Source organism: Pseudomonas azotoformans (genome assembly GCF_001579805.1).
GTDB lineage: Bacteria > Pseudomonadota > Gammaproteobacteria > Pseudomonadales > Pseudomonadaceae > Aquipseudomonas > Aquipseudomonas azotoformans_A.
On sequence record NZ_CP014546.1, the window covers coordinates 3587883 to 3605431 of the forward strand.

The 17549-nt window shown below is 61.7% G+C and carries 20 protein-coding genes; 7 read left to right on the forward strand and 13 right to left on the reverse strand.

The window, feature by feature from the left end; genetic code table 11:
- Positions 1-2: 2 nt before the first annotated feature.
- Genes AYR47_RS16785 through AYR47_RS16800 form a run of 4 tightly spaced genes read right to left on the reverse strand, consistent with a single transcriptional unit; the run spans position 3 to position 2621 of the window.
- A complete protein-coding gene (locus AYR47_RS16785) occupies positions 3-563 on the reverse strand; it encodes a DUF6162 family protein (protein WP_016980242.1) in 561 nt (186 codons plus the stop codon).
- Positions 560-889 carry a hypothetical protein gene (locus tag AYR47_RS16790; RefSeq protein ID WP_061435972.1) on the reverse strand — a complete coding sequence of 110 codons (330 nt, stop codon included), beginning with the start codon at positions 887-889 and terminating at the stop codon, positions 560-562. Before AYR47_RS16790 ends, AYR47_RS16785 begins: the two co-directional genes overlap by 4 nt.
- Complete coding sequence (locus tag AYR47_RS16795; RefSeq protein WP_033900310.1) at positions 886-1422, reverse strand: hypothetical protein; 537 nt, start codon at positions 1420-1422, stop codon at positions 886-888. Before AYR47_RS16795 ends, AYR47_RS16790 begins: the two co-directional genes overlap by 4 nt.
- Entirely contained in the window at positions 1419-2621 is a 1203-nt protein-coding gene (locus AYR47_RS16800) for a PepSY-associated TM helix domain-containing protein (RefSeq protein WP_033900308.1), read from the reverse strand. Before AYR47_RS16800 ends, AYR47_RS16795 begins: the two co-directional genes overlap by 4 nt.
- A gap of 271 nt (positions 2622-2892) precedes the next feature.
- On the opposite strand from AYR47_RS16800, the gene leuC reads away from it, so the two are divergent.
- Both leuC and leuD read left to right on the forward strand, forming a co-directional pair.
- Positions 2893-4311 carry a 3-isopropylmalate dehydratase large subunit gene (gene leuC / locus AYR47_RS16805; protein WP_061435973.1) on the forward strand — a complete coding sequence of 473 codons (1419 nt, stop codon included), beginning with the start codon at positions 2893-2895 and terminating at the stop codon, positions 4309-4311.
- Positions 4308-4922 carry a 3-isopropylmalate dehydratase small subunit gene (leuD, locus tag AYR47_RS16810; protein ID WP_061435975.1) on the forward strand — a complete coding sequence of 205 codons (615 nt, stop codon included), beginning with the start codon at positions 4308-4310 and terminating at the stop codon, positions 4920-4922. Before leuC ends, leuD begins: the two co-directional genes overlap by 4 nt.
- Here leuD and AYR47_RS16815 read toward each other — a convergent pair.
- The 4 genes from AYR47_RS16815 to AYR47_RS16830 all read right to left on the reverse strand — a co-directional run bounded on the left by AYR47_RS16815 (position 4919) and on the right by AYR47_RS16830 (position 8757).
- Positions 4919-5833 (reverse strand): LysR substrate-binding domain-containing protein, encoded by a 915-nt coding sequence (locus AYR47_RS16815; RefSeq protein ID WP_208603943.1) that lies wholly within the window; start codon positions 5831-5833, stop codon positions 4919-4921. The two genes, leuD and AYR47_RS16815, sit on opposite strands and share 4 nt — an antisense overlap.
- 78 nt (positions 5834-5911) lie before the next feature.
- Positions 5912-7216: a dicarboxylate/amino acid:cation symporter gene (locus tag AYR47_RS16820; RefSeq protein WP_033900301.1), complete on the reverse strand. Its 1305-nt coding sequence runs from the start codon at positions 7214-7216 to the stop codon at positions 5912-5914.
- 83 nt (positions 7217-7299) lie between these two features.
- Positions 7300-8175 carry an alpha/beta fold hydrolase gene (locus tag AYR47_RS16825; protein ID WP_061435979.1) on the reverse strand — a complete coding sequence of 292 codons (876 nt, stop codon included), beginning with the start codon at positions 8173-8175 and terminating at the stop codon, positions 7300-7302.
- A 120-nt stretch (positions 8176-8295) separates the two neighbouring features.
- Positions 8296-8757, reverse strand: coding sequence for a VOC family protein (locus AYR47_RS16830; RefSeq protein ID WP_033900297.1), 462 nt, complete (start codon positions 8755-8757; stop codon positions 8296-8298).
- 226 nt (positions 8758-8983) lie between these two features.
- Between AYR47_RS16830 and AYR47_RS16835 the strand changes: the two genes are divergently transcribed.
- The 3 genes from AYR47_RS16835 to AYR47_RS16845 are packed head-to-tail and all read left to right on the forward strand — an operon-like array spanning position 8984 to position 11676.
- The gene (locus tag AYR47_RS16835; protein ID WP_061435980.1) at positions 8984-10207 is read left to right on the forward strand and encodes an SfnB family sulfur acquisition oxidoreductase; all 1224 of its coding nucleotides are present in this window, start codon (positions 8984-8986) and stop codon (positions 10205-10207) included.
- Between the two features lie 3 nt (positions 10208-10210).
- On the forward strand, positions 10211-10876 hold the full coding sequence (locus tag AYR47_RS16840) for a methionine ABC transporter permease (protein WP_016980232.1): 666 nt from the start codon (positions 10211-10213) through the stop codon (positions 10874-10876).
- A 29-nt stretch (positions 10877-10905) separates the two neighbouring features.
- Positions 10906-11676: a MetQ/NlpA family ABC transporter substrate-binding protein gene (locus AYR47_RS16845; RefSeq protein WP_061435982.1), complete on the forward strand. Its 771-nt coding sequence runs from the start codon at positions 10906-10908 to the stop codon at positions 11674-11676.
- 8 nt (positions 11677-11684) lie between these two features.
- Here AYR47_RS16845 and soxR read toward each other — a convergent pair whose 3' ends face one another.
- Entirely contained in the window at positions 11685-12137 is a 453-nt protein-coding gene (gene soxR, locus AYR47_RS16850; RefSeq protein ID WP_033900293.1) for a redox-sensitive transcriptional activator SoxR, read from the reverse strand.
- Positions 12138-12238: 101 nt separating this feature from the next.
- Between soxR and AYR47_RS16855 the strand changes: the two genes are divergently transcribed.
- A complete protein-coding gene (locus AYR47_RS16855) occupies positions 12239-12604 on the forward strand; it encodes an antibiotic biosynthesis monooxygenase (RefSeq protein ID WP_026000062.1) in 366 nt (121 codons plus the stop codon).
- Here the strand turns inward: AYR47_RS16855 and AYR47_RS16860 are convergent.
- From AYR47_RS16860 to msuE, 4 genes are read right to left on the reverse strand one after another with little or no spacing between them, the layout of a single operon-like run.
- The gene (locus tag AYR47_RS16860; protein ID WP_033900291.1) at positions 12593-13696 is read right to left on the reverse strand and encodes a sigma-54 interaction domain-containing protein; all 1104 of its coding nucleotides are present in this window, start codon (positions 13694-13696) and stop codon (positions 12593-12595) included. The two genes, AYR47_RS16855 and AYR47_RS16860, sit on opposite strands and share 12 nt — an antisense overlap.
- An 11-nt stretch (positions 13697-13707) precedes the next feature.
- Positions 13708-14895, reverse strand: a complete 1188-nt coding sequence (locus AYR47_RS16865) for an acyl-CoA dehydrogenase family protein (RefSeq protein ID WP_016980225.1) — start codon at positions 14893-14895, stop codon at positions 13708-13710.
- Positions 14896-14951: 56 nt separating this feature from the next.
- Complete coding sequence (gene ssuD, locus AYR47_RS16870; RefSeq protein WP_033900285.1) at positions 14952-16091, reverse strand: FMNH2-dependent alkanesulfonate monooxygenase; 1140 nt, start codon at positions 16089-16091, stop codon at positions 14952-14954.
- Positions 16092-16100: 9 nt separating this feature from the next.
- Positions 16101-16664 carry an FMN reductase gene (gene msuE / locus AYR47_RS16875; protein ID WP_061435984.1) on the reverse strand — a complete coding sequence of 188 codons (564 nt, stop codon included), beginning with the start codon at positions 16662-16664 and terminating at the stop codon, positions 16101-16103.
- Positions 16665-17050: 386 nt separating this feature from the next.
- Here msuE and AYR47_RS16885 point away from each other — a divergent pair, with 386 nt between their 5' ends.
- A complete protein-coding gene (locus AYR47_RS16885) occupies positions 17051-17320 on the forward strand; it encodes a hypothetical protein (RefSeq protein ID WP_033900279.1) in 270 nt (89 codons plus the stop codon).
- Positions 17321-17549 lie beyond the last annotated feature (229 nt).

Consider the following 17549-nt stretch of genomic DNA (forward strand, 5'->3'; position numbering starts at 1 on the left):
GTTCAGTGACGGTGCTGGCGGGTGACGCCGGCATCGAATTGCGCGACCACTTGCTGCCAGCCGGCCGCGATCAGCGCCTGGTCAGTAAGGTCGGAAGGGGCGGCGAGGTTGGCCTGGCGATTGAGCCAGATATCCGGTTCGGCACCGTGCACACGCATCAGCAGTGAGCCGGCGGTGGCCGGTGCCTGGCTCAAGCCCAGGTAGGCCGAAGGCTCCAGCAATTGCCAGCGGTGATCGCCACGGCTGACCGAACTGGCGTCCTGGGCAAAGGGCGCAAAGCCTTCTTCGGCCAGCTGCGCCGGGCTGGGCAGCGCGCTTTGCTCCTGCTGCAACAGCTGGATTTCATCCAGGGTAACGCGCAGGTCGGCATAGATACCTTGCTCGGCGGCGCTCAGATCGCGGCGCGCGTCCAATTGATGGCTGGGCACGGCCGCTACTTCCTGGGATTCACCGTGCAATGCGATCACTGAGCCGGCCACCGCGAGGATGATCAGGCACAACAGCAGCACGTAGAGGGTTTCGTGACCGGCACCGGCGGGGCGTACAACCTGTGTAGTCGTCATTGCGGCTGGATATCCGCTTGGTCGATTTCCACCACATGGCCTGGGCCTGCATCAAATAACACGTAGAACTCGGCCGACGGCTTCTTGAAGGTCAGGGTCGAGTCATCACCCAGCTTGCCGGGCATCAGGATGGTTTCGTCGTAGCCGATCACATCGAGGGTCACGCCGGGCGCGCCGCTGCCGTCGGAGAAGCCGCCCTTGCACTGGATCTGCTCGCCGGGGATTTCCTTGCACTCGCACATCGGGTTGTGGGCCAGGGCGACGGTACTGAAACCGGCGCACATCAGCAGGACGCCACAGGCGCGGGTCATGCGCATCAAAGTCATGGTTTAACTCCTTGCTTGTTCAGCCAGGCAATAGTGGCAGGCGAAGCCTGGCTCAACGGGATGGATCCCTGGTGCATCGTGCCGTCCCAGCCTTCCATGGTGACCCACAGTTCGGCGTCGGCGGGTGTGCGTTCCGGGATCGGCAGGCCGGCGCCCATGCGGTACGGCGTGCCGAAGAAGATCACCCCGGCGGCGCGCAGGCTGCGCGGTTTGCCGATGCGCAGGTAGGTGGCCTTGACCTGGTCGGCGCAGGTGTCGCACAGGGCGGCATTGAAGAACTTCATCGGCCCGGCCGGGTCGGGACGCGGGCCTTCATTGCGGAACTCCGCAAGCGTCAGGCTCCAGGGCCCGACCTGCACCTCACCGGCCACTCGCTCGCCGATGCCGGTGTCGCCACGAAACAGCGCGGCGTCAGCGAAGTACTTGGGCATGAAGCCCAGGGGGATCAGCAACAGCAGCACATTGATGTGGAAGCGCCATTTCAGCCAGAAGGCCCGCAGCGGCGAAGGTTTAGCAGCAGCGACCTGGCTCATGGGGTGACCTCCGAGGTTTCAGCCTGTCTGGCGGGGATGGCCGCCGGCTTGTGTTGGGTCTTGGCTTCACGCTTGAGGGCATTGAGGGTGGCCAGGGCGGTGCGCTTGGTCCAGATCAGCAGGCCGCTCAACACCATCATGCTCATGATCAGGCCGAAGAACGCCCAGATCAGCTTGATCCAGAGCCCACCAAAGTCGCCGGTGTGCAGCGGGCGCATGGACTCGGTGACGAACTCCAGCTTCGAGCGGTCGGACAGCAAGTGCGCCGCCGCGACTTCACCGTCATAAGGGTTGATCTGCGCGGTCTGGAACATCAGCGGATACCAGCCGCGCCCGCCGATCTGCAGGTGGCTGTAGGCATTGAGCGGCAGGCTGATGAAGCTCGCCTCCAGGCCAGGGATGCGCTGGGTGGCGATCTTGATCGCCTCGTCCACAGGAATCATGGGGGCCGGCACGCCGGGTGCCGACATCGGTACTTTTTCCCGTGCAATCACCGGGATGACCGGCTCGGTGGAAATCGAGATCTGGTTATCGCCCAGGATCGCCCGGATCAGAAACCAGATGCCGGTGACGGAAATCACCGCGATGAACCAGATCGACCAGATACCGCTCAAGCGGTGGAAGTCACCCCAGAAGATCCGCGCGCCATGGCGAATACGCAGGGTAGGGCGCAGGAAGCCCTTCCAGAACTTCTTGTACACCACCAGCCCGGTGACCAGCGACGCCAGCAGCGGGATACCCAGTGCCGAGACCAGGTACCAGCCCCAGCTGTAGCCATTGGTAAACGGCACCAGCCACCAGCCGTGCAGGGCGCGGGTAAAGGCCTGGAAGTTGAACGACGGGCTGATGCCCTGGATCGCGCCGGTGTAAGGGTTGACGTAGACCTCCACGGAGCGCCCGTCGGGGTAGCTGAGGTCGACGCTGAGGGCGAAATGGGATTCGTCGGGTCGGCTGATCGACTGGACGAACACCTGAGGCTCTTCGCGCTTGATCGCGGCGATCACCTGGTCGTAGCTCAGGGGTTCGGCGTCGTCGGTCGGCTTGCTCGCGCGGATATCCGGGTTGGCCAGCCAGACGATCTCCTGGCTGACCACCGCCAGGGTGCCGGTGACGCAGACGATCAGTACAAAGAACCAGATGGGCAAGGCCAACCAGCTATGTACGAGAAACCAGAGTTTGGAGCGTGACTTCTTCGACATGTGAATGCGGGTCTTGATCGGAGGGGGGCAGTGAAGGCCCGGAAAAGGCCAGTCGTAGCTTTTGCTGACGCGACAGGCTGTATCTAAGTTAAGACGGATGAGAATGAGAAATCCCTAAGCCGCATATGAAAGAAAATGTTTCAGGTTCACATTCAGGCCGCTTAAACGCCTCGATCGAACACGAAACATGTTCCAAGCCATCACCCAAGCGGCATTGATGGGGCCCGGGCGCTGCGTAGGATGGGCTCATACCGTTGAGCGAGCCTTAGAAATGACTGCCAGAACCCTCTACGACAAACACATCGACTCCCACACGGTGTGCTCCCTGGATGACCAGGGCCATGTCCTGCTTTATATAGACCGCCAGGTGATCAACGAATACACCAGCCCTCAGGCCTTCAGCGGCTTGCGCGAAGCCGGGCGCACGGTGTGGCGTCCCGGCACGGCGTTGGCCGTGGTCGACCATGTGAACCCCACCACGCCCAAGCGCATTGCTGCGATGCCGGATGCAGGCGGTGCGCGGCAAGTGTCGTACCTGGCGGAGAACTGCCGGGACTTCGGCATCGAACTGCTGGACATCCTCGACAAGCGCCAGGGCATCGAGCACGTAATCGCCCCGGAACAGGGTTTTATCCTGCCCGGCATGGTGATTGCCGCCGGAGACAGCCACACCACCACCTACGGCGCCCTCGGGGCCTTTGGTTTTGGCATCGGCACCTCGGAAATCGAACACCTGCTGGCGTCCCAGACCCTGGTCTACAAACGTCTGAAAACTATGCGCGTGACGGTAGACGGTGACCTGGCGCCGGGTTTGACCTCAAAAGACGTGATCATGGCGCTGATCGGCAAGATCGGCGCGTCCGGCGCAACGGGCTACGCCATTGAGTTTCGCGGCTCCACTATCGACGCGCTGAGCGTCGAGGCGCGCATGACCATCTGCAACATGGCGGTGGAAGCCGGTGCGCGGGGGGCGTTCATGGCACCGGACGAGAAAGTATTCGCCTACCTCAAGGGCAAACCACGCGCACCGCAAGGCGAGCTGTGGGAAAAGGCGCTGCTGGAGTGGCGAAAACTCCACACCGACGACGACGCGGTGTTCGACCGGGAAGTGCAACTCGACGCCTCCACCCTGGAGCCCATGGTCACCTGGGGCACCAGCCCTGACCAGGCCGCGCCCATCGGTGCCCGCGTGCCCGACCCGCAGGACGTCAGTGACCTGATCCTGCGCCAGGACATGCGCCGTGCCCTCAACTACATGGGCCTGGAAGCCGGCATGCCGCTGAGCGAGATCGTCATCAGCCACGCCTTCATCGGCTCCTGCACCAATGCGCGTATCGAAGACCTGCGCGACGCCGCCAGCGTGGTGCGCGGCAAACACGTAGCGGGCCACGTCCGCGCGATGATCGTGCCTGGCTCCACCGAAGTCCGTGACCAGGCCGAGGCCGAAGGGCTGGCAGCGATTTTTATCGAGGCTGGCTTTGAATGGCGCCAGTCGGGCTGTTCGATGTGCCTGGCGATGAACGACGACGTGCTGGCCCCCGGCGACCGCTGCGCCTCCAGCACCAACCGCAACTTCGAAGGCCGCCAGGGCGCGGGCGCCCGCACCCACCTGATGAGCCCGGCGATGGTCGCCGCCGCTGCCATTACTGGCCGCCTCACTGATATCCGCCACTTTGGAGCACGCTCATGAGCCTGCAACCCTTCACCCTGGTCACCGGCAAGGCCGCGCCGATGCTGGCGGCCAACATCGACACCGACGTGATCATGCCCAAGCAATTCCTCAAGGGCATCGACCGCAGCGGCCTGGACCGTGGGCTGTTCTTCGACTTGCGCTTCTTGGCGTCCGGCGAGCCCAACCCCGACTTCGTGCTGAACCAGCCGGCCTGGCAGGGCGCGAGTTTCATGGTGGTGGGGCCGAACTTCGGCTGTGGTTCCAGCCGTGAGCATGCGGTGTGGGGCTTGAAGCAAATGGGCATCCGCGCGTTGATCGGTAGCAGCTTTGCCGGGATTTTCTATGACAACTGCCAGCGCAACGGGGTGTTGTTGATCACCTTGGACGAGGCGGTGTTGCAGCGGTTGGGCCAGACGGTCAGCCAGGCGGACCAGGCGCAGATCAGCGTGGACCTTGAAGACCAGGCCATTCGCTTGGCGGACGGCGAGGTGATCCCGTTCCAGATCGATACCCTGCGTAAAACTGCGTTGCTATTGGGCTTGGACGCCATCGGCAGCACCCTGCAACGCCGTGAAGAGATCAAGGCCTTCGAACGCCAGCACCTGGCAGCCAATCCCTGGCTGAGCTAAATCGACAACCCTTTGAAATGCTCCTGCAAAAACTCCACGCAGGCGCGCAGCTTGCCGGAATACGCCAACCGTGTCGGGTACACCGCCCACACGTTGGCGCTCTGGGTATACCCGTGCAGCACCTGCACCAGCTTGCCCTGTTCCAGTAACGGTTTCACATCCCACATCGAGCGCAGCAATACCCCGCGCCCATCCAACGCCCACTGCAACACAATCTCGCCATTATTCGACGACAACGGCCCGCGCACGCGCACGCTTTCCTGGGCGCCGTCGTGTTCCAGGTTCCAGATGCCAAACGCGTTATCGCGCTCCTTGAGCACCAGGCAGTCGTGCTGCTCCAGGTCGCTCAATTGTTGCGGTGTTCCGCGCCGCTGCAGATAAGCCGGCGCCGCGCACAGTACGCGGCGGTTGCTCACCAGTCGGCGGCCGATGTGCTGGCCGGGGATATCGTCGCCCACGCGGATCTCCAAATCGAAGCCTTCGCTGACGATGTCCACCACGCGGTCAAACAGGTCCAGGCGGATTTCCAGGTCCGGGTACTGTTCCGCCAGCAGCGACAGGGCGGGCGCCACATGGTTGCGGCCGAAACCAAAGCTGCTGCACAGGTGCAGGCGGCCACGGGGGCTGTCGTGGGCATCGGAGAGTTCATCGGAGAGTTGCTGAAAGTCTTCCAGGATACGCACGGCCCAGCGCTGCACCCGCTCGCCGTCTTCTGTCAGGGCGATGCGTCGGCTGGTGCGGTGCAGCAAGCGGGTGGCCAGGGTGGTTTCAAGGATCTGGATGCGCTTGCTGACATAGGCCGGCGACAAGCCCAGCTCATCGGCGGCCGCTGCGAAGCCGGCCTTGCGGATCACGGTCAGGAACACCCGCAGGTCTTCGGGTAGGGGCACGGTATCTTTCTTCTTGGTCATCAGAAACAGGGCTGGCGGCATGAGCCGCCAGAATAGCACCGGATCGGTGTGCCTTCCGGCACACCTGGCCGTCTTGGGTTACTCGGCAGCGATCTTCGCTTGAGCGGCTGCCCGCGCATGTCGGCCGTGCTTGAGCGCGATAGGCGCCATTTTTTCGCGGTCCAGCTCACCCTCCCAGGCGGCCACCACCAGCGCGGCCACGGCATTGCCGATGATATTGGTCAGTGAGCGGCATTCAGCCATGAAGCGGTCTACGCCGAGAATCAACACCATCGCTGCCACCGGCACGGTCGGCACCACCGCCAAACTCGCCGCCAATGCGACAAACCCCGCGCCGACCACCGCCCCGGCGCCCTTGGACGTCAGCATGGCCACCGCCAGCAGCGTCAACTGCTGTTCCAGCGGCAAGTGGATGTTGGTGGCCTGGGCCAGGAACAACACCGCCAGGGTCATATAGATGTTGGTGCCGTCCAGATTGAAGGTGTAGCCGGTCGGCACCACGATGCCCACCACGCCCTTGGAGGCGCCCAGGCTTTCAAGTTTCTGGATCAATTGCGGCAACGCCGATTCCGACGAGCTGGTGCCCAGTACGATCAGCAGCTCCGACTTGATGTAGCCCATCAATTTGAAAATGCTGAACCCTGCGTAGCGGGCGATGCTGCCCAGCACCACGGCAATGAAGAAAAACGCGGTGATATAGAAGGTGCCCACCAGCTTCAACAACGGCAGCAACGAACCCACGCCGTATTTGCCGATGGTGAACGCAATCGCGCCAAAGGCCCCGATTGGCGCGACCCGGCTGATGATACCGACGATGCGGAAGAACACTTCGCTGGCCTGGTTGATCACACCCACCAACGGCCGGCCCTTTTCACCGACCATCACCAGGCCCACGCCAAACAGCACCGAGACGAACAGCACCGGCAGGATTTCACCCTTGGAGAACGCATCGAAAAACGTCGCGGGGATCACATGCAGCAGGAACCCGACGATGCCTTCACCGTGTTCGGCCTGGCCGACAAAACCGGCGATGGCCGAGCTGTCGAGGGTTTTCACGTCAATATTGAAACCGACGCCCGGATGCAGCAGGTGCGCGGCGAGAATGCCGATCAACAGGGCAATGGTCGAGACGACTTCGAAGTACAGCAGCGCCTTCCCGCCGACGCGGCCGACCTGTTTCACGTCGTGCATGCTGGTGATGCCGGACACCACCGTGCAGAAGATAATCGGGCCGATGATCATCTTGATCAGTTTGATGAAGCCGTCGCCCAAGGGCTTGAGGTCGATGCCGATCTGCGGCCATTGATGGCCGATCAACACGCCCAGCGCGATGGCGATGAGCACCTGGATATACAGGGTTCCCAGCAGTTTTCTGATTGTCATTGTTATTATCTCGCAGTCTTTTTTGGGCAAGCAGACCCCGTCGCAGGTGTTGGCGCGCCTGCGTGGGGGAGTGAATCAGGGGATCAGCGAAGGAAGGTCAGGACTTCGTCCAGCAACAACTCGGGAGCCTCTTCGGCAATGTAATGGCCGGCCGGCAGGGCCTTGCCGCGCACGTCGGTGGCGACTTTCTGCCATTCCTTGAGCGGCTCGAAACAGCGGCCGACGGTGCCTTCGGCGCCCCACATCACCAGCAACGGCAGGTTCAGGTGATGGCCGGCGTCGATATCCGCCTGGTCGTGCTCAAGGTCGATACCGGCGGCAGCGCGGTAGTCTTCGCAGATGCCAGTGGCAGCGCCCGGCAGTTTCAGGCAACGCAGGTATTCAGCGAAGGCCTCGTCGGTAAACGGCTTGAGCCCGGCGCTGCGGCTGCCCATCACGCTGCGCAGGTACAGCTCCGGATTACCCTCGATCAAGGCCTCCGGCAACGGCGCCGGACGGATCAGGAAGAACCAGTGCCAGTAGGCGCGGGCGAAGGCTTCGTCGGTCTGTGCGTACATCGACAGGGTCGGCGCGATGTCCAGCAGCACCATGCGTTGCACAGCGTTGGGATGATCCAGTGCCAGGCGATGGGCCACACGGGCGCCACGGTCATGGGCCAGCACCGAGAACTGTTCGAAGCCCAGGGCTTTCATGAGTTCGACGCTGTCCCGGGCCATTTCCCGTTTTGAATAATTCGTGTGGTGGTCATTGGCCGGCGGTTTGCTGCTGTCGCCATAACCGCGCAGGTCGGCCGCCACCACGGTGAAGTGCTCGGCCAATTGCTCGGCGACTTTGTGCCAGATGACGTGGGTTTGCGGGTGCCCGTGTAGCAGGAGCAGGCCGGGACCTGTACCGCCTTTGCGGTAGCTGATGTCCACGCCGTTGACGTGGCAGCTGTCTTTTTGGAATCCGGCGAACATGGAATGACTCCTTGTGATGATTGCCTGCATCCTGGAATCACGCGGCGTTCGGGGCAAGGGCGAAAACGTGGAGGGGTTGTTCATGAAGTGTGTAGGAGCCGGCGGGCCGGCTCCCGTCGATCAGCCTTGCTTGAACATGGCCTGGGCTCGTTCGCGGATCTGCGTTTCAGTCAGGTCTTCCTTGTGGGTGGCCAGGAACCACACATGGCCGAATGGATCCTTCAGCGTGCCGGAGCGATCGCCGTAGAACTGGTCCTTGGGTTCGGAGATCGGTGTGCCACCGGCTGCGATGGCTTGTTTGTATTGCGCGTCGACGTCATTGACATACACATGCAAACCGACGCTGGTGTGGCCATCACGGGGGCTGCCAAACGCACTTTCATCGCAGGGTGAGCCCAGCATGATCGGCGAGTCACCGATACGCAGCTCGGCGTGGCCGACTCTGCCGTCGGGCATGTCCAGGCGCATGGCCTCGATGGCGCCAAAGGCTTTCTTGTAGAACTCGATGGCTTCGGCCGCTTTTTCGACGCCCAGGTAGGGCGTGACACTGTGGAAGCCCTCGGGAATAGGCTTAACGCTCATTTCGTTCTCCTTGAGTGGTGGTTATGGAGGGACGGCCTTTTCACTATAGGCCACGTACGCCGGGGCCTGCGGGCAGCCGACGAGGTGTTTGCCAGGCAACAGTGAACCGGCAGTTTGCTGCGCCATAAGCGGGTAGGGGGCGCGTTTTTACGGCCAAACCACCGGTTTCCGGGCCCGGCACAGAAGCTGCAATACCTCTGGCAAACCATTCGCCCGAGAGCGTTGTATGTCTGTACTGCCTGTGTCTGCCGATTACCCGATCCACACGCCCCATGCCGCATTGATCCGCGATGCAGCCGAGGCGATTGCCGTCGCCCACCGCGTCGCCGCCGTTCTCCTGGAACAGGACGCCGAGCGCGACCGCAGCCGCCAGGTGCCCGCCGAGGTGGTGGACCTGTATTCCAACAGTGGCCTGTGGGGCATCAGTGTGCCGCGCGCGTTCGGCGGGGCGCAGGTGTCTTACGCGGTGCTGGCGCAGGTGATCGCGATTATTTCGGCGGCCGACCCGTCATTGGGGCAGATCCCGCAGAACCACTACTGCCTGCTGGAAGATATCCGCCTGCAGGGCACGCCCGAGCAACAGGCGCATTTCTTCTGCTTGGCCTTGCAGGGCCATCGCTTTGCCAATGCGCTGTCGGAAACCGGCGGCAAGCACGTGCAGGACATCCAGGCCACTATTCGCCGTGAAGGCGACGGATATGTGATCAACGGGCGCAAGGGCTATTGCACCGGTTCGCTGTACGCCCATTGGCTGGCAGTGCTGGCGCTGGATGAACAGCAAAATGCCCAGCTGGCCTTTGTGCCGCGTGGCACCGAAGGGCTGGTGGTGGTTGACGATTGGGACAGTATGGGCCAACGCACTACTTCCAGCGGGACGGTACTGGCTCAGGATTTGCGGGTGCCGGCGTTCAATCTGTTTCCTACGCACAAATCCTACGATTCCCCAACGTTGGCCGGACCTTTCGCACAACTGACCACTGCCGCCATCGACGCGGGCATTGCCCGTGCGGCGCTGCGCGACACCGTGCAGTTCGTCCAGCAATTCGCCCGGCCGTGGATCGATGCTGGGGTGGAGAAAGCCAGCGAGGATCCACTGACCATCATTCAGGTCGGTGCGCTGGATATTCGCCTGGAAGCCGCCGAAGCCTTGCTCGACCGCGCCGGCTTTGCCCTGGATGCCGCGCGCCCGGCCCCGGATGAAGACAACGTCGCCCACGCGTCCCTCGCCGTCGCGCGCGCCAAAGTGCTGACCACTGAAATCGCCATCGAAGCCAGCAACAAACTGTTCGAACTGGGGGGCACCCGGTCCACCTTGAAAAAGCACAACTTTGACCGCCACTGGCGCAACGCGCGGGTCCACACCCTGCACGACCCGGTGCGCTGGAAGTACCACGTGGTGGGCAATTGGCTGCTCAACGGCGCCAAGCCGCCGCGCCATGACTGGTCGTGATTCATGGCCGAACTGTTCAAGAACATCTATTGGGCCGACATCGGCCAGGCCTGCCTGGAAACCCTGAGCATGCTCGCCGCTGCGCTGGGTTTTACCGTGCTGCTGGGGCTGCCCCTGGGTGTGTTGCTGTTTCTCACCGGCAAGCGCCAGTTGCATGAGGCGCTGGTGGTGTATCGGTTGCTGTCGGTGGTGGTCAACGTGTTGCGTTCGCTGCCGTTCATCATCCTGCTGATCGTGTTGATCCCGCTGACCACCTTGCTGGTGGGCACCTCCCTCGGCGTACCGGGCACCATCCCGCCGCTGGTGGTGGGCTGTACGCCGTTCTTTGCACGGCTGGTGGAAACCGCGCTGCGTGAAGTGGATCGCGGCGTGGTCGAGGCCACCCAATCCATGGGCGCCAGCACCTGGCAGGTGATCCGTCACACCCTGTTGCCGGAGGCCCGAGGCGGGCTGCTGGCGGCAGTGACCGTGACCGCGATTGTGCTGGTGGACTACACCGCCATGGCCGGCGTGATCGGTGGCGGCGGCCTGGGTGACCTGGCGATTCGCTACGGCTACCAGCGTTTTCAGACCGACGTAATGGTGGTCACCGTGGTGCTGCTGTTGGTGCTGGTTCAGGCCCTGCAGATGACCGGTGACCGTTTGGTGGCGCGTTACAGCCGCCGTTGATTCCTATAACAACTGCTTTCGGAGCCTGTATGAAAAAGTCCCTGGCTATTTTGGCCGCTGTCCTGTCGTTGAATGCCTTTGCCAATGAAAAACTGGTGGTCGGTGCAACCCCTGTGCCCCATGCGGAAATTCTCGAGTTCGTCAAACCGGTGCTGGCCAAGGAGGGCGTGGACCTGCAGATCAAAGTCTTCACCGACTTTATCCAGCCCAACCAACAACTGTCGTTGAAGAACATCGACGCCAACTATTACCAGTACCGCCCGTTTCTCGACGACTACAACAAGACCCGTCACACCGACCTGGTACCGGTGGTGGGCGTGCATATCGAACCCTTTGGCGCTTACTCGACCAAGATCAAAAACATCTCGGAGCTCAAGGACGGCGCCACGGTGTCGATCCCCAACGACCCGGTCAACACTGGCCGCGCCCTGGTGCTGCTGGATGAGTCGGGCCTGATCAAACTCAAGGACCCGAGCAACACCCTGAGCACGCCGCGCGATATCGCGGAAAACCCCAAGCATTTGAAAATCCGCGAACTGGAAGGCGCCTTGTTGGCCCGCTCGGTGAGCCAGGTGGATTTGGCGTTTGTGTTTGCCAACTACGCGCTGGAAGCGGGGATCGATACCAACAGCGCGTTGATCGTGGAGAAGGGCAAGTCGCTGTACGTCGAGTACCTGGTGGCGCGGCCGGATAACATCAATGACCCACGTATCCAGAAACTGGCCAAGGCGTTGAATTCCGATGAAGTGCGTCAGTTCATCCTGACCCGTTACAAAGGTCAGATTGCCCCTGGTTTTTGATCCCGCGTTTATTCAGTGATGGCCGTCGGCTCAAGCAATTGAGCCCCCGGCCCACGCTCACCCAACTGGTCATCCTGATTCCGCAACGGGCACGCCTCCATCGACAGGCACCCGCAACCGATACAGCCATTGAGCTTATCTCGCAGCAACATCAGCTTATTGATGCGCTCATCCAGGTCTTCCCGCCACAGCGCCGACAGCCGCTCCCAATCCTGCGCCGTGGGCGTGCGCCCATCCGGCAAGGCCTGCAACGCCTCGCCAATCGTTGCCAGTGGTATGCCCAAACGCTGGGCGATCTTGATCACCACCACGCGCCGCAACACATCCCGTGGATAACGCCGCTGGTTGCCGGCATTGCGATTGCTCTTGATCAACCCCTTGGTTTCATAGAAATGCAGGGCTGTGACCGCCACACCGCTGCGGGCGGCCAGTTGGCCGACCGTGAGTTCCTTGTTGAGCATGAAAAAACTCCCAGGCAACGCTTGACCTTGACTTAACTAGAGGTTTTACCCTGCGTGGCATCGAATCGCAAGATTCTGCCTACAGAGGAAGGGGAGTGTTCATGCAGGTATCAGAGAAAAATCGCAGCTTCACTCAATTGATCGAATTTCAGATCGAGCCCCAGCAGCAAGTCGCCCTGGTGGCGGCCTTGACCACCCAAAGCGAACGCCTGGCCCAGGGCCACGGCGGCTTTATCAATGCCAGTGTGCAGGTCAGCGATGATGGACGGCGGGTGCTCAACTACCTGCAATGGCGCTCGCGTGAAGACGGCGAGGCGGCGTTCCAGTGCTTTGAGCATGGCGAGGAAGATTTCTGGACGCTGATTCGCGCCCATCAGGCCACGGCGGTGACCTTCGGCTCGTTCCAGGTGCTGCGCAGTTTCGAGCGCAGCCATGACAACGCGTTGCACTGCCGCCTAAATGGATAAATGCAGCATGCGCTCGCCTTGCACGTTTTCACCAGGGCGGCGCTTGTTCACCGCCAGCTCGCCGATCTTGATCAGGCGCGTGCGCGTGACGTTGCGGCTCAAGCCCAGCAGGTTGGCGGTGTGCACCTGGTTGTAATGGCTGAAACGATAGGCGGCGCGTAGCAGGGCATCTTCAACCTTTTCATGCAGGGCGCCGGCCTGTTCTTCGAAGAGCTTTTGGAAGGCGCGCGCGAGCAAGGCTTCGGCGCTGTTGTCGGTGCCGTGCGGGCTGTCGTCCTGGCGTTCGATGCGCATATTCGACAGGCGCAGGTCGTCTCGTTCGATCACGCCGTTACGGCAGATCAACAGGGTGTGGTGAATCACGTTCTCCAGCTCGCGGATATTGCCCGGCCAGCTGTAGCTCTTGAGCTTTTGCTCGGCCTCGCGGCTGATGGTGATCGGGCCGTAGCCCAGACGCTGGCTGTAGGCTTCGATGAAGTGTCGGGTCAGCGGCAGGATATCGCCTGGGCGCTCGCGCAACGGGCTGAGTTCCAGGCTGACCACGTCAAGACGGTAGTAGAGGTCTTCACGGAAATGCCCGGCGTTGATGGCTTTTTCCAGTTGCACGTTGGTCGCGGCCAATACGCGCACATCAATAGGAATGCTCTTACGCGAACCCAGGCGTACGACTTCACGTTCCTGTAGGACGCGCAACAGCTTCACTTGGATTGCCATCGGCAGATCGCCGATCTCATCGAGGAACAAGGTGCCGCCGTCTGCCTCTTCAAACCAGCCGGCCTTGGCACTGAGGGCGCCGGTAAAGGCGCCTTTTTCATGGCCGAACAGCTCGGCTTCCACCAGGGATTCGGAGAACGCCCCGCAATTCACCGCCACGAAAGGCCGGTTGCGCCGCGCGCTGAGGTTATGGATATGGCGCGCCACCAGCTCTTTACCGGTGCCGGTCTCGCCGATGATCAGCACGCTGGCTTCGCTGGGCGCCACTTGCTGGATATGGTCGAGCAGCGCCTGGGATTTCGGGTCTTCGAAGACCTGGGCCGTGGCGCGGATCGACGTCGCGAGGGCGGGCGAGGGCGGTAGGGTCAATAGCTGCATGGGCACCTCTCTTAGGAATAGAACGTAGGAATCGGCAGGGATTGGTTCAACGCCCAATCCCCCAGTTCGTGGAGTTTGTAGTCCACCGGATCGTGCAGGGTCTGTGTGCGCAGGTTGCGCCAGTGACGGTCCAGACGCAGCGAGGCGTGGGTGGAGCGCGCACCGGTCACTTCGAACAACCGGCTGCACAGGTCCAGGCCCTGGCGGGTGGCGGCGACTTTGGCGGTGGCGATGGCGATAGCCAATTGGCCGCGCTCGGATTCACTGAGGTTCGCACCCTTGGCCCAGGCTTGGTCGAGCAGCTCGGCGGCGCGTTCCACCAGCAGGCGAATACCTTCCAGGGCGACCCAGAACTCACCGTAGTGATGCAGCACGTAAGGGTCTTGGCGCACGTCTTCAGCCGAGGACTTATGCCAGGCGCGGGTTTCGGTCAGGGTGTAATTGCGGGCTTCTTCGAAGGCGCCTTCGGCAATCCCGAGAAACATATGCGTGAAGGTCAGCTGGGCAATCAGCGGACGCAGGCAGGCAAAAGGCGTGCTCAGTGGGCCGGGATCGAGCAGCAATTCGGACTCTTCGACGCGCACGCGTTCGAAGCTGGCGCTGCCGCTGTCGGTCTGACGCTGGCCGATATTGTTCCAGTCATTGTGCAAAGTGATGCCGCTGCGCCCGCTGGGGATTGCGGCGATCAGCAGCTTGCCGCCGGCCGTTTCATCGACTGCCGAGGCGATCAGCATTTCCGAGTCGCTGGCGCCGGAGCAGAAGCTCTTTTTGCCGGAGAACTCGCGCCAGCCGCCGAAATCCTTGACCACGGTGCGGGTGTCCAGCGGGTTGAGGGCATTGCCCCAAAACCAGTTTTTGCGTGCGGTCTGTTCGAACCAGGGTTGCCATTGGTCCGGGCGCGAAAACAGGCGCACGGTGGCGAGCATCAGGTGGTGGAAGCCGAAGACGTGGGCGATGGAACTGTCGACTTTGGCGAATTCGCGCACGATGCCCAGGGTTTCGCTCCAGCGTGCGCCGAGGCCGCCGTATTGGGTGGGGATGCTCAGGGCGAGCAGGCCACTGTGGCGCAGCGCGTCACGTTCGGCTTTGGGCGTGCCGCCGCGCTCGTCGCGCTCGACGGCGGTAAGGGCGAATTCGGCGGCCAGCAGTTTGGCGGTCTGCAAGGGGGAGGGCAGGACGCTGTGGGGTTTGGCTGTCACGGGGTTTCCTCTTTTATAGGCGGGAGCGGCCAGGGCCGTTCCCGCTGCTCAGCCCATCAGGCCTTGGCTGGCAGTACATCGTTGGCAATCATTTCGCCGAACGGGCCAGTGAGGTTGGTAACACCACGCCCGGCCAGGCTGGCGTAGGGTTCCGGCAGCAGCGGGAACACCAGCTCGGCAAAGCGATACGCCTCTTCCAGGTGCGGGTAGCCGGAGAAGATGAAACTCTCGATCCCCAAATCGGCGTATTCCTTGATGCGCTCGGCGACTTGCTGTGGGTTGCCCACCAGTGCTGTGCCGGCACCGCCGCGCACCAGGCCGACGCCGGCCCACAAGTTGGGGGCGATTTCCAGGTTGTCGCGGCGCCCGTCGTGCAGGGCGGCCATGCGGCGCTGGCCTTCGGAGTCGAAGCGCGAGAAGGATTTTTGCGCGGCGGCGATGGTTTCGTCGCTGATGTGTTCGATCAGTTTGTCGGCGGCTTTCCAGGCGTCCTCTTCGGTTTCACGCACGATCACATGCAGGCGAATGCCGAACTTCACGGTGCGCCCGTGACGTGCGGCGCGTTCACGCACATCCGCGAGTTTTTCCGCGACGGCGGCCGGCGGTTCGCCCCAGGTCAGGTACACATCGACCTGTTCGGCGGCGAGGTCGTGGGCGGCGTCGGAGGAACCACCAAAATACAGCGGTGGATAAGGCTTCTGCACCGGTGGGTACAGTGCCTTGGCGTTCTGCACTCGCAGGTGCTTGCCTTCAAAATCTACCGATTCGCCCTGCAATACACGGCGCCAGATCTGTAGGAATTCATCGGAGACTTCGTAACGTTCACTGTGGTCGAGGAAGCTGCCGTCGCCACGGTTTTCATCGGGGTCGCCGCCGGTCACCACGTTGATCAGCAAGCGGCCGTTGGACAGGCGATCCAAGGTCGCCGCCATGCGTGCCGAGACCGTGGGCGAAATGATCCCCGGACGAATCGCCACCAGATAACGCAGGCGTTCGGTCAGCGGCACCAGCGCCGAGGCGATGACCCAGGAGTCTTCGCACGAGCGCCCGGTAGGAATCAGTACGCCGTGGTAACCCAGGTTGTCAGCCGCTTGGGCGACTTGTTTCAGATAATTGAGGGTGACCGGCCGTGCGCCTTGGGTGGTGCCCAGGTAATGCCCGTCGCCATGTGTTGGCAGAAACCAGAAAACATCCATGACCAATCCTTAAGCGATTTTCAGCAGAGAGGAGGAGTGCGCTGCAAACAAAGGCGCAGCGCGTTCTGCCGCCAGTTGAATACGGGCTTTTAGTAGTTCACTGGTGATTTGGTAGTCGGTGAAGTCGGCTTCGGTGGCGTACACACCGATCGGCAAGGTCAATGCCTGGAAAAAGCTGAACAGGGGGCGCAGTTGGTGATCGAGCACCAGCGCATGACGTTCGCTGCCGCCAGTGGCGGCGAGCAGTACCGGCGTATTGATCAAGGCGTTGAGGCCGACCAGGTCGAACAGATGCTTGAGCAGGCCGGGGTAGGAGCCACGATAGACCGGTGCGGCGACGATCAGCAGGTCGGCCTGTTCGATGGCCAACAGTTGGGATTCGACATCTGCCGGCAGTTCGTCACGGGACAGTGCACCCCCCAGCGGCCGGGCAATCTCGCCCAGTTCGATCAGGGTGGTCTGGATCGGCAGCAACGTGGCCAGTTCGGCGAGCACTGCTTGGGTCAGCACGAGGGTGCGTGACGGGCGCCAGGTTCCGCCAGAGAGGGCAACGACATTCAGGGGACGGGTCATGAACAGTTCCTTTTTCAACAGTGGAGTGCAACCTGGTGAGCAAGAGCTATACCAACGGGCGCAGGCCTTGATTGGCGTGGGTTGCAAGCTCACTGCCGAAAAGTGTCGCTGTTGTCTGGCTGGTGATTTGTTGATTGGCTGTTGCGCTGGCAACAGTTGCGTGGGCAACAGTACTGACGCGATGTAGCGTCAGTTATAGAGGGTTGCATTTATTCCGTAAATGAACGTATTTCCATATTTATAGATCATAAAGAAATATACGAATACCGCTATCGCAGGTGCCTTGGCGGTTGATAGCGACTATCAAGGCAGGTGATTTTTCACCGTGCGGGGCCGGGAGTAGCCTGTGTTCATTGACTCGAAACCTCCTTTGCAGGGCCGCCGCCATGAACCGATTCCTCGTCATTTCCTTATTGATCGTCAGCTCAGTCCTTGCCGGATGTGCGACCCATCCTTCACCCGAATTGCGCCCCTACACGGCGGAAGAAACCAAACAGTTGGCCCTGGAAGCGTTGAGCCGTCGTGGTTTGTCGTTTGATGAATATCAACAGCAGCGCGCCGCACTGACCGGCCAGCCACAGAAGCCTTTCGGTTTTGATCGCCAGGGCGAAATGAACGCCGAACGCAGCGTGACCCTGCATGGTCGTCCCAGTTGATCCCGCGCCTGGCGGCAAAAAGCCCGAGGATTCCCCTAAGGAACCTCGGGCTTTTTGTTTTCCATGGTGCGACTTCAGCCTGTTAAGCTGAATTTCAGGAGCGTTCCTACGCACATTTACATAAAGTGGTCCTTCTTTAATGGCATGCGATCGGTTAAACCTGACAACCTCTGTCCCGGTCCGTGCCCCTGAGACGCTGCTCTCGGGAACCTGCTCTGCGAGTTTTTAA

What these genes read in the sequence shown, in the direction of transcription:
- AYR47_RS16800 (WP_033900308.1), bottom strand. Translation starts at nt 2,621, where the DNA reads ATGTCGAAGAAGTCACGCTCCAAACTCTGGTTTCTCGTACATAGCTGG.
- AYR47_RS16790 (WP_061435972.1), bottom strand. Translation starts at nt 889, where the DNA reads ATGACTTTGATGCGCATGACCCGCGCCTGTGGCGTCCTGCTGATGTGC.
- AYR47_RS16815 (WP_208603943.1), bottom strand. Translation starts at nt 5,833, where the DNA reads ATGACCAAGAAGAAAGATACCGTGCCCCTACCCGAAGACCTGCGGGTG.
- leuC (WP_061435973.1), top strand. Translation starts at nt 2,893, where the DNA reads ATGACTGCCAGAACCCTCTACGACAAACACATCGACTCCCACACGGTG.
- soxR (WP_033900293.1), bottom strand. Translation starts at nt 12,137, where the DNA reads ATGCTCAACAAGGAACTCACGGTCGGCCAACTGGCCGCCCGCAGCGGT.
- msuE (WP_061435984.1), bottom strand. Translation starts at nt 16,664, where the DNA reads ATGACCCGTCCCCTGAATGTCGTTGCCCTCTCTGGCGGAACCTGGCGC.
- AYR47_RS16845 (WP_061435982.1), top strand. Translation starts at nt 10,906, where the DNA reads ATGAAAAAGTCCCTGGCTATTTTGGCCGCTGTCCTGTCGTTGAATGCC.
- AYR47_RS16860 (WP_033900291.1), bottom strand. Translation starts at nt 13,696, where the DNA reads ATGCAGCTATTGACCCTACCGCCCTCGCCCGCCCTCGCGACGTCGATC.
- AYR47_RS16785 (WP_016980242.1), bottom strand. Translation starts at nt 563, where the DNA reads ATGACGACTACACAGGTTGTACGCCCCGCCGGTGCCGGTCACGAAACC.
- AYR47_RS16795 (WP_033900310.1), bottom strand. Translation starts at nt 1,422, where the DNA reads ATGAGCCAGGTCGCTGCTGCTAAACCTTCGCCGCTGCGGGCCTTCTGG.
- AYR47_RS16840 (WP_016980232.1), top strand. Translation starts at nt 10,211, where the DNA reads ATGGCCGAACTGTTCAAGAACATCTATTGGGCCGACATCGGCCAGGCC.
- leuD (WP_061435975.1), top strand. Translation starts at nt 4,308, where the DNA reads ATGAGCCTGCAACCCTTCACCCTGGTCACCGGCAAGGCCGCGCCGATG.
- AYR47_RS16830 (WP_033900297.1), bottom strand. Translation starts at nt 8,757, where the DNA reads ATGAGCGTTAAGCCTATTCCCGAGGGCTTCCACAGTGTCACGCCCTAC.
- AYR47_RS16885 (WP_033900279.1), top strand. Translation starts at nt 17,051, where the DNA reads ATGAACCGATTCCTCGTCATTTCCTTATTGATCGTCAGCTCAGTCCTT.
- AYR47_RS16835 (WP_061435980.1), top strand. Translation starts at nt 8,984, where the DNA reads ATGTCTGTACTGCCTGTGTCTGCCGATTACCCGATCCACACGCCCCAT.
- ssuD (WP_033900285.1), bottom strand. Translation starts at nt 16,091, where the DNA reads ATGGATGTTTTCTGGTTTCTGCCAACACATGGCGACGGGCATTACCTG.
- AYR47_RS16825 (WP_061435979.1), bottom strand. Translation starts at nt 8,175, where the DNA reads ATGTTCGCCGGATTCCAAAAAGACAGCTGCCACGTCAACGGCGTGGAC.
- AYR47_RS16820 (WP_033900301.1), bottom strand. Translation starts at nt 7,216, where the DNA reads ATGACAATCAGAAAACTGCTGGGAACCCTGTATATCCAGGTGCTCATC.
- AYR47_RS16855 (WP_026000062.1), top strand. Translation starts at nt 12,239, where the DNA reads ATGCAGGTATCAGAGAAAAATCGCAGCTTCACTCAATTGATCGAATTT.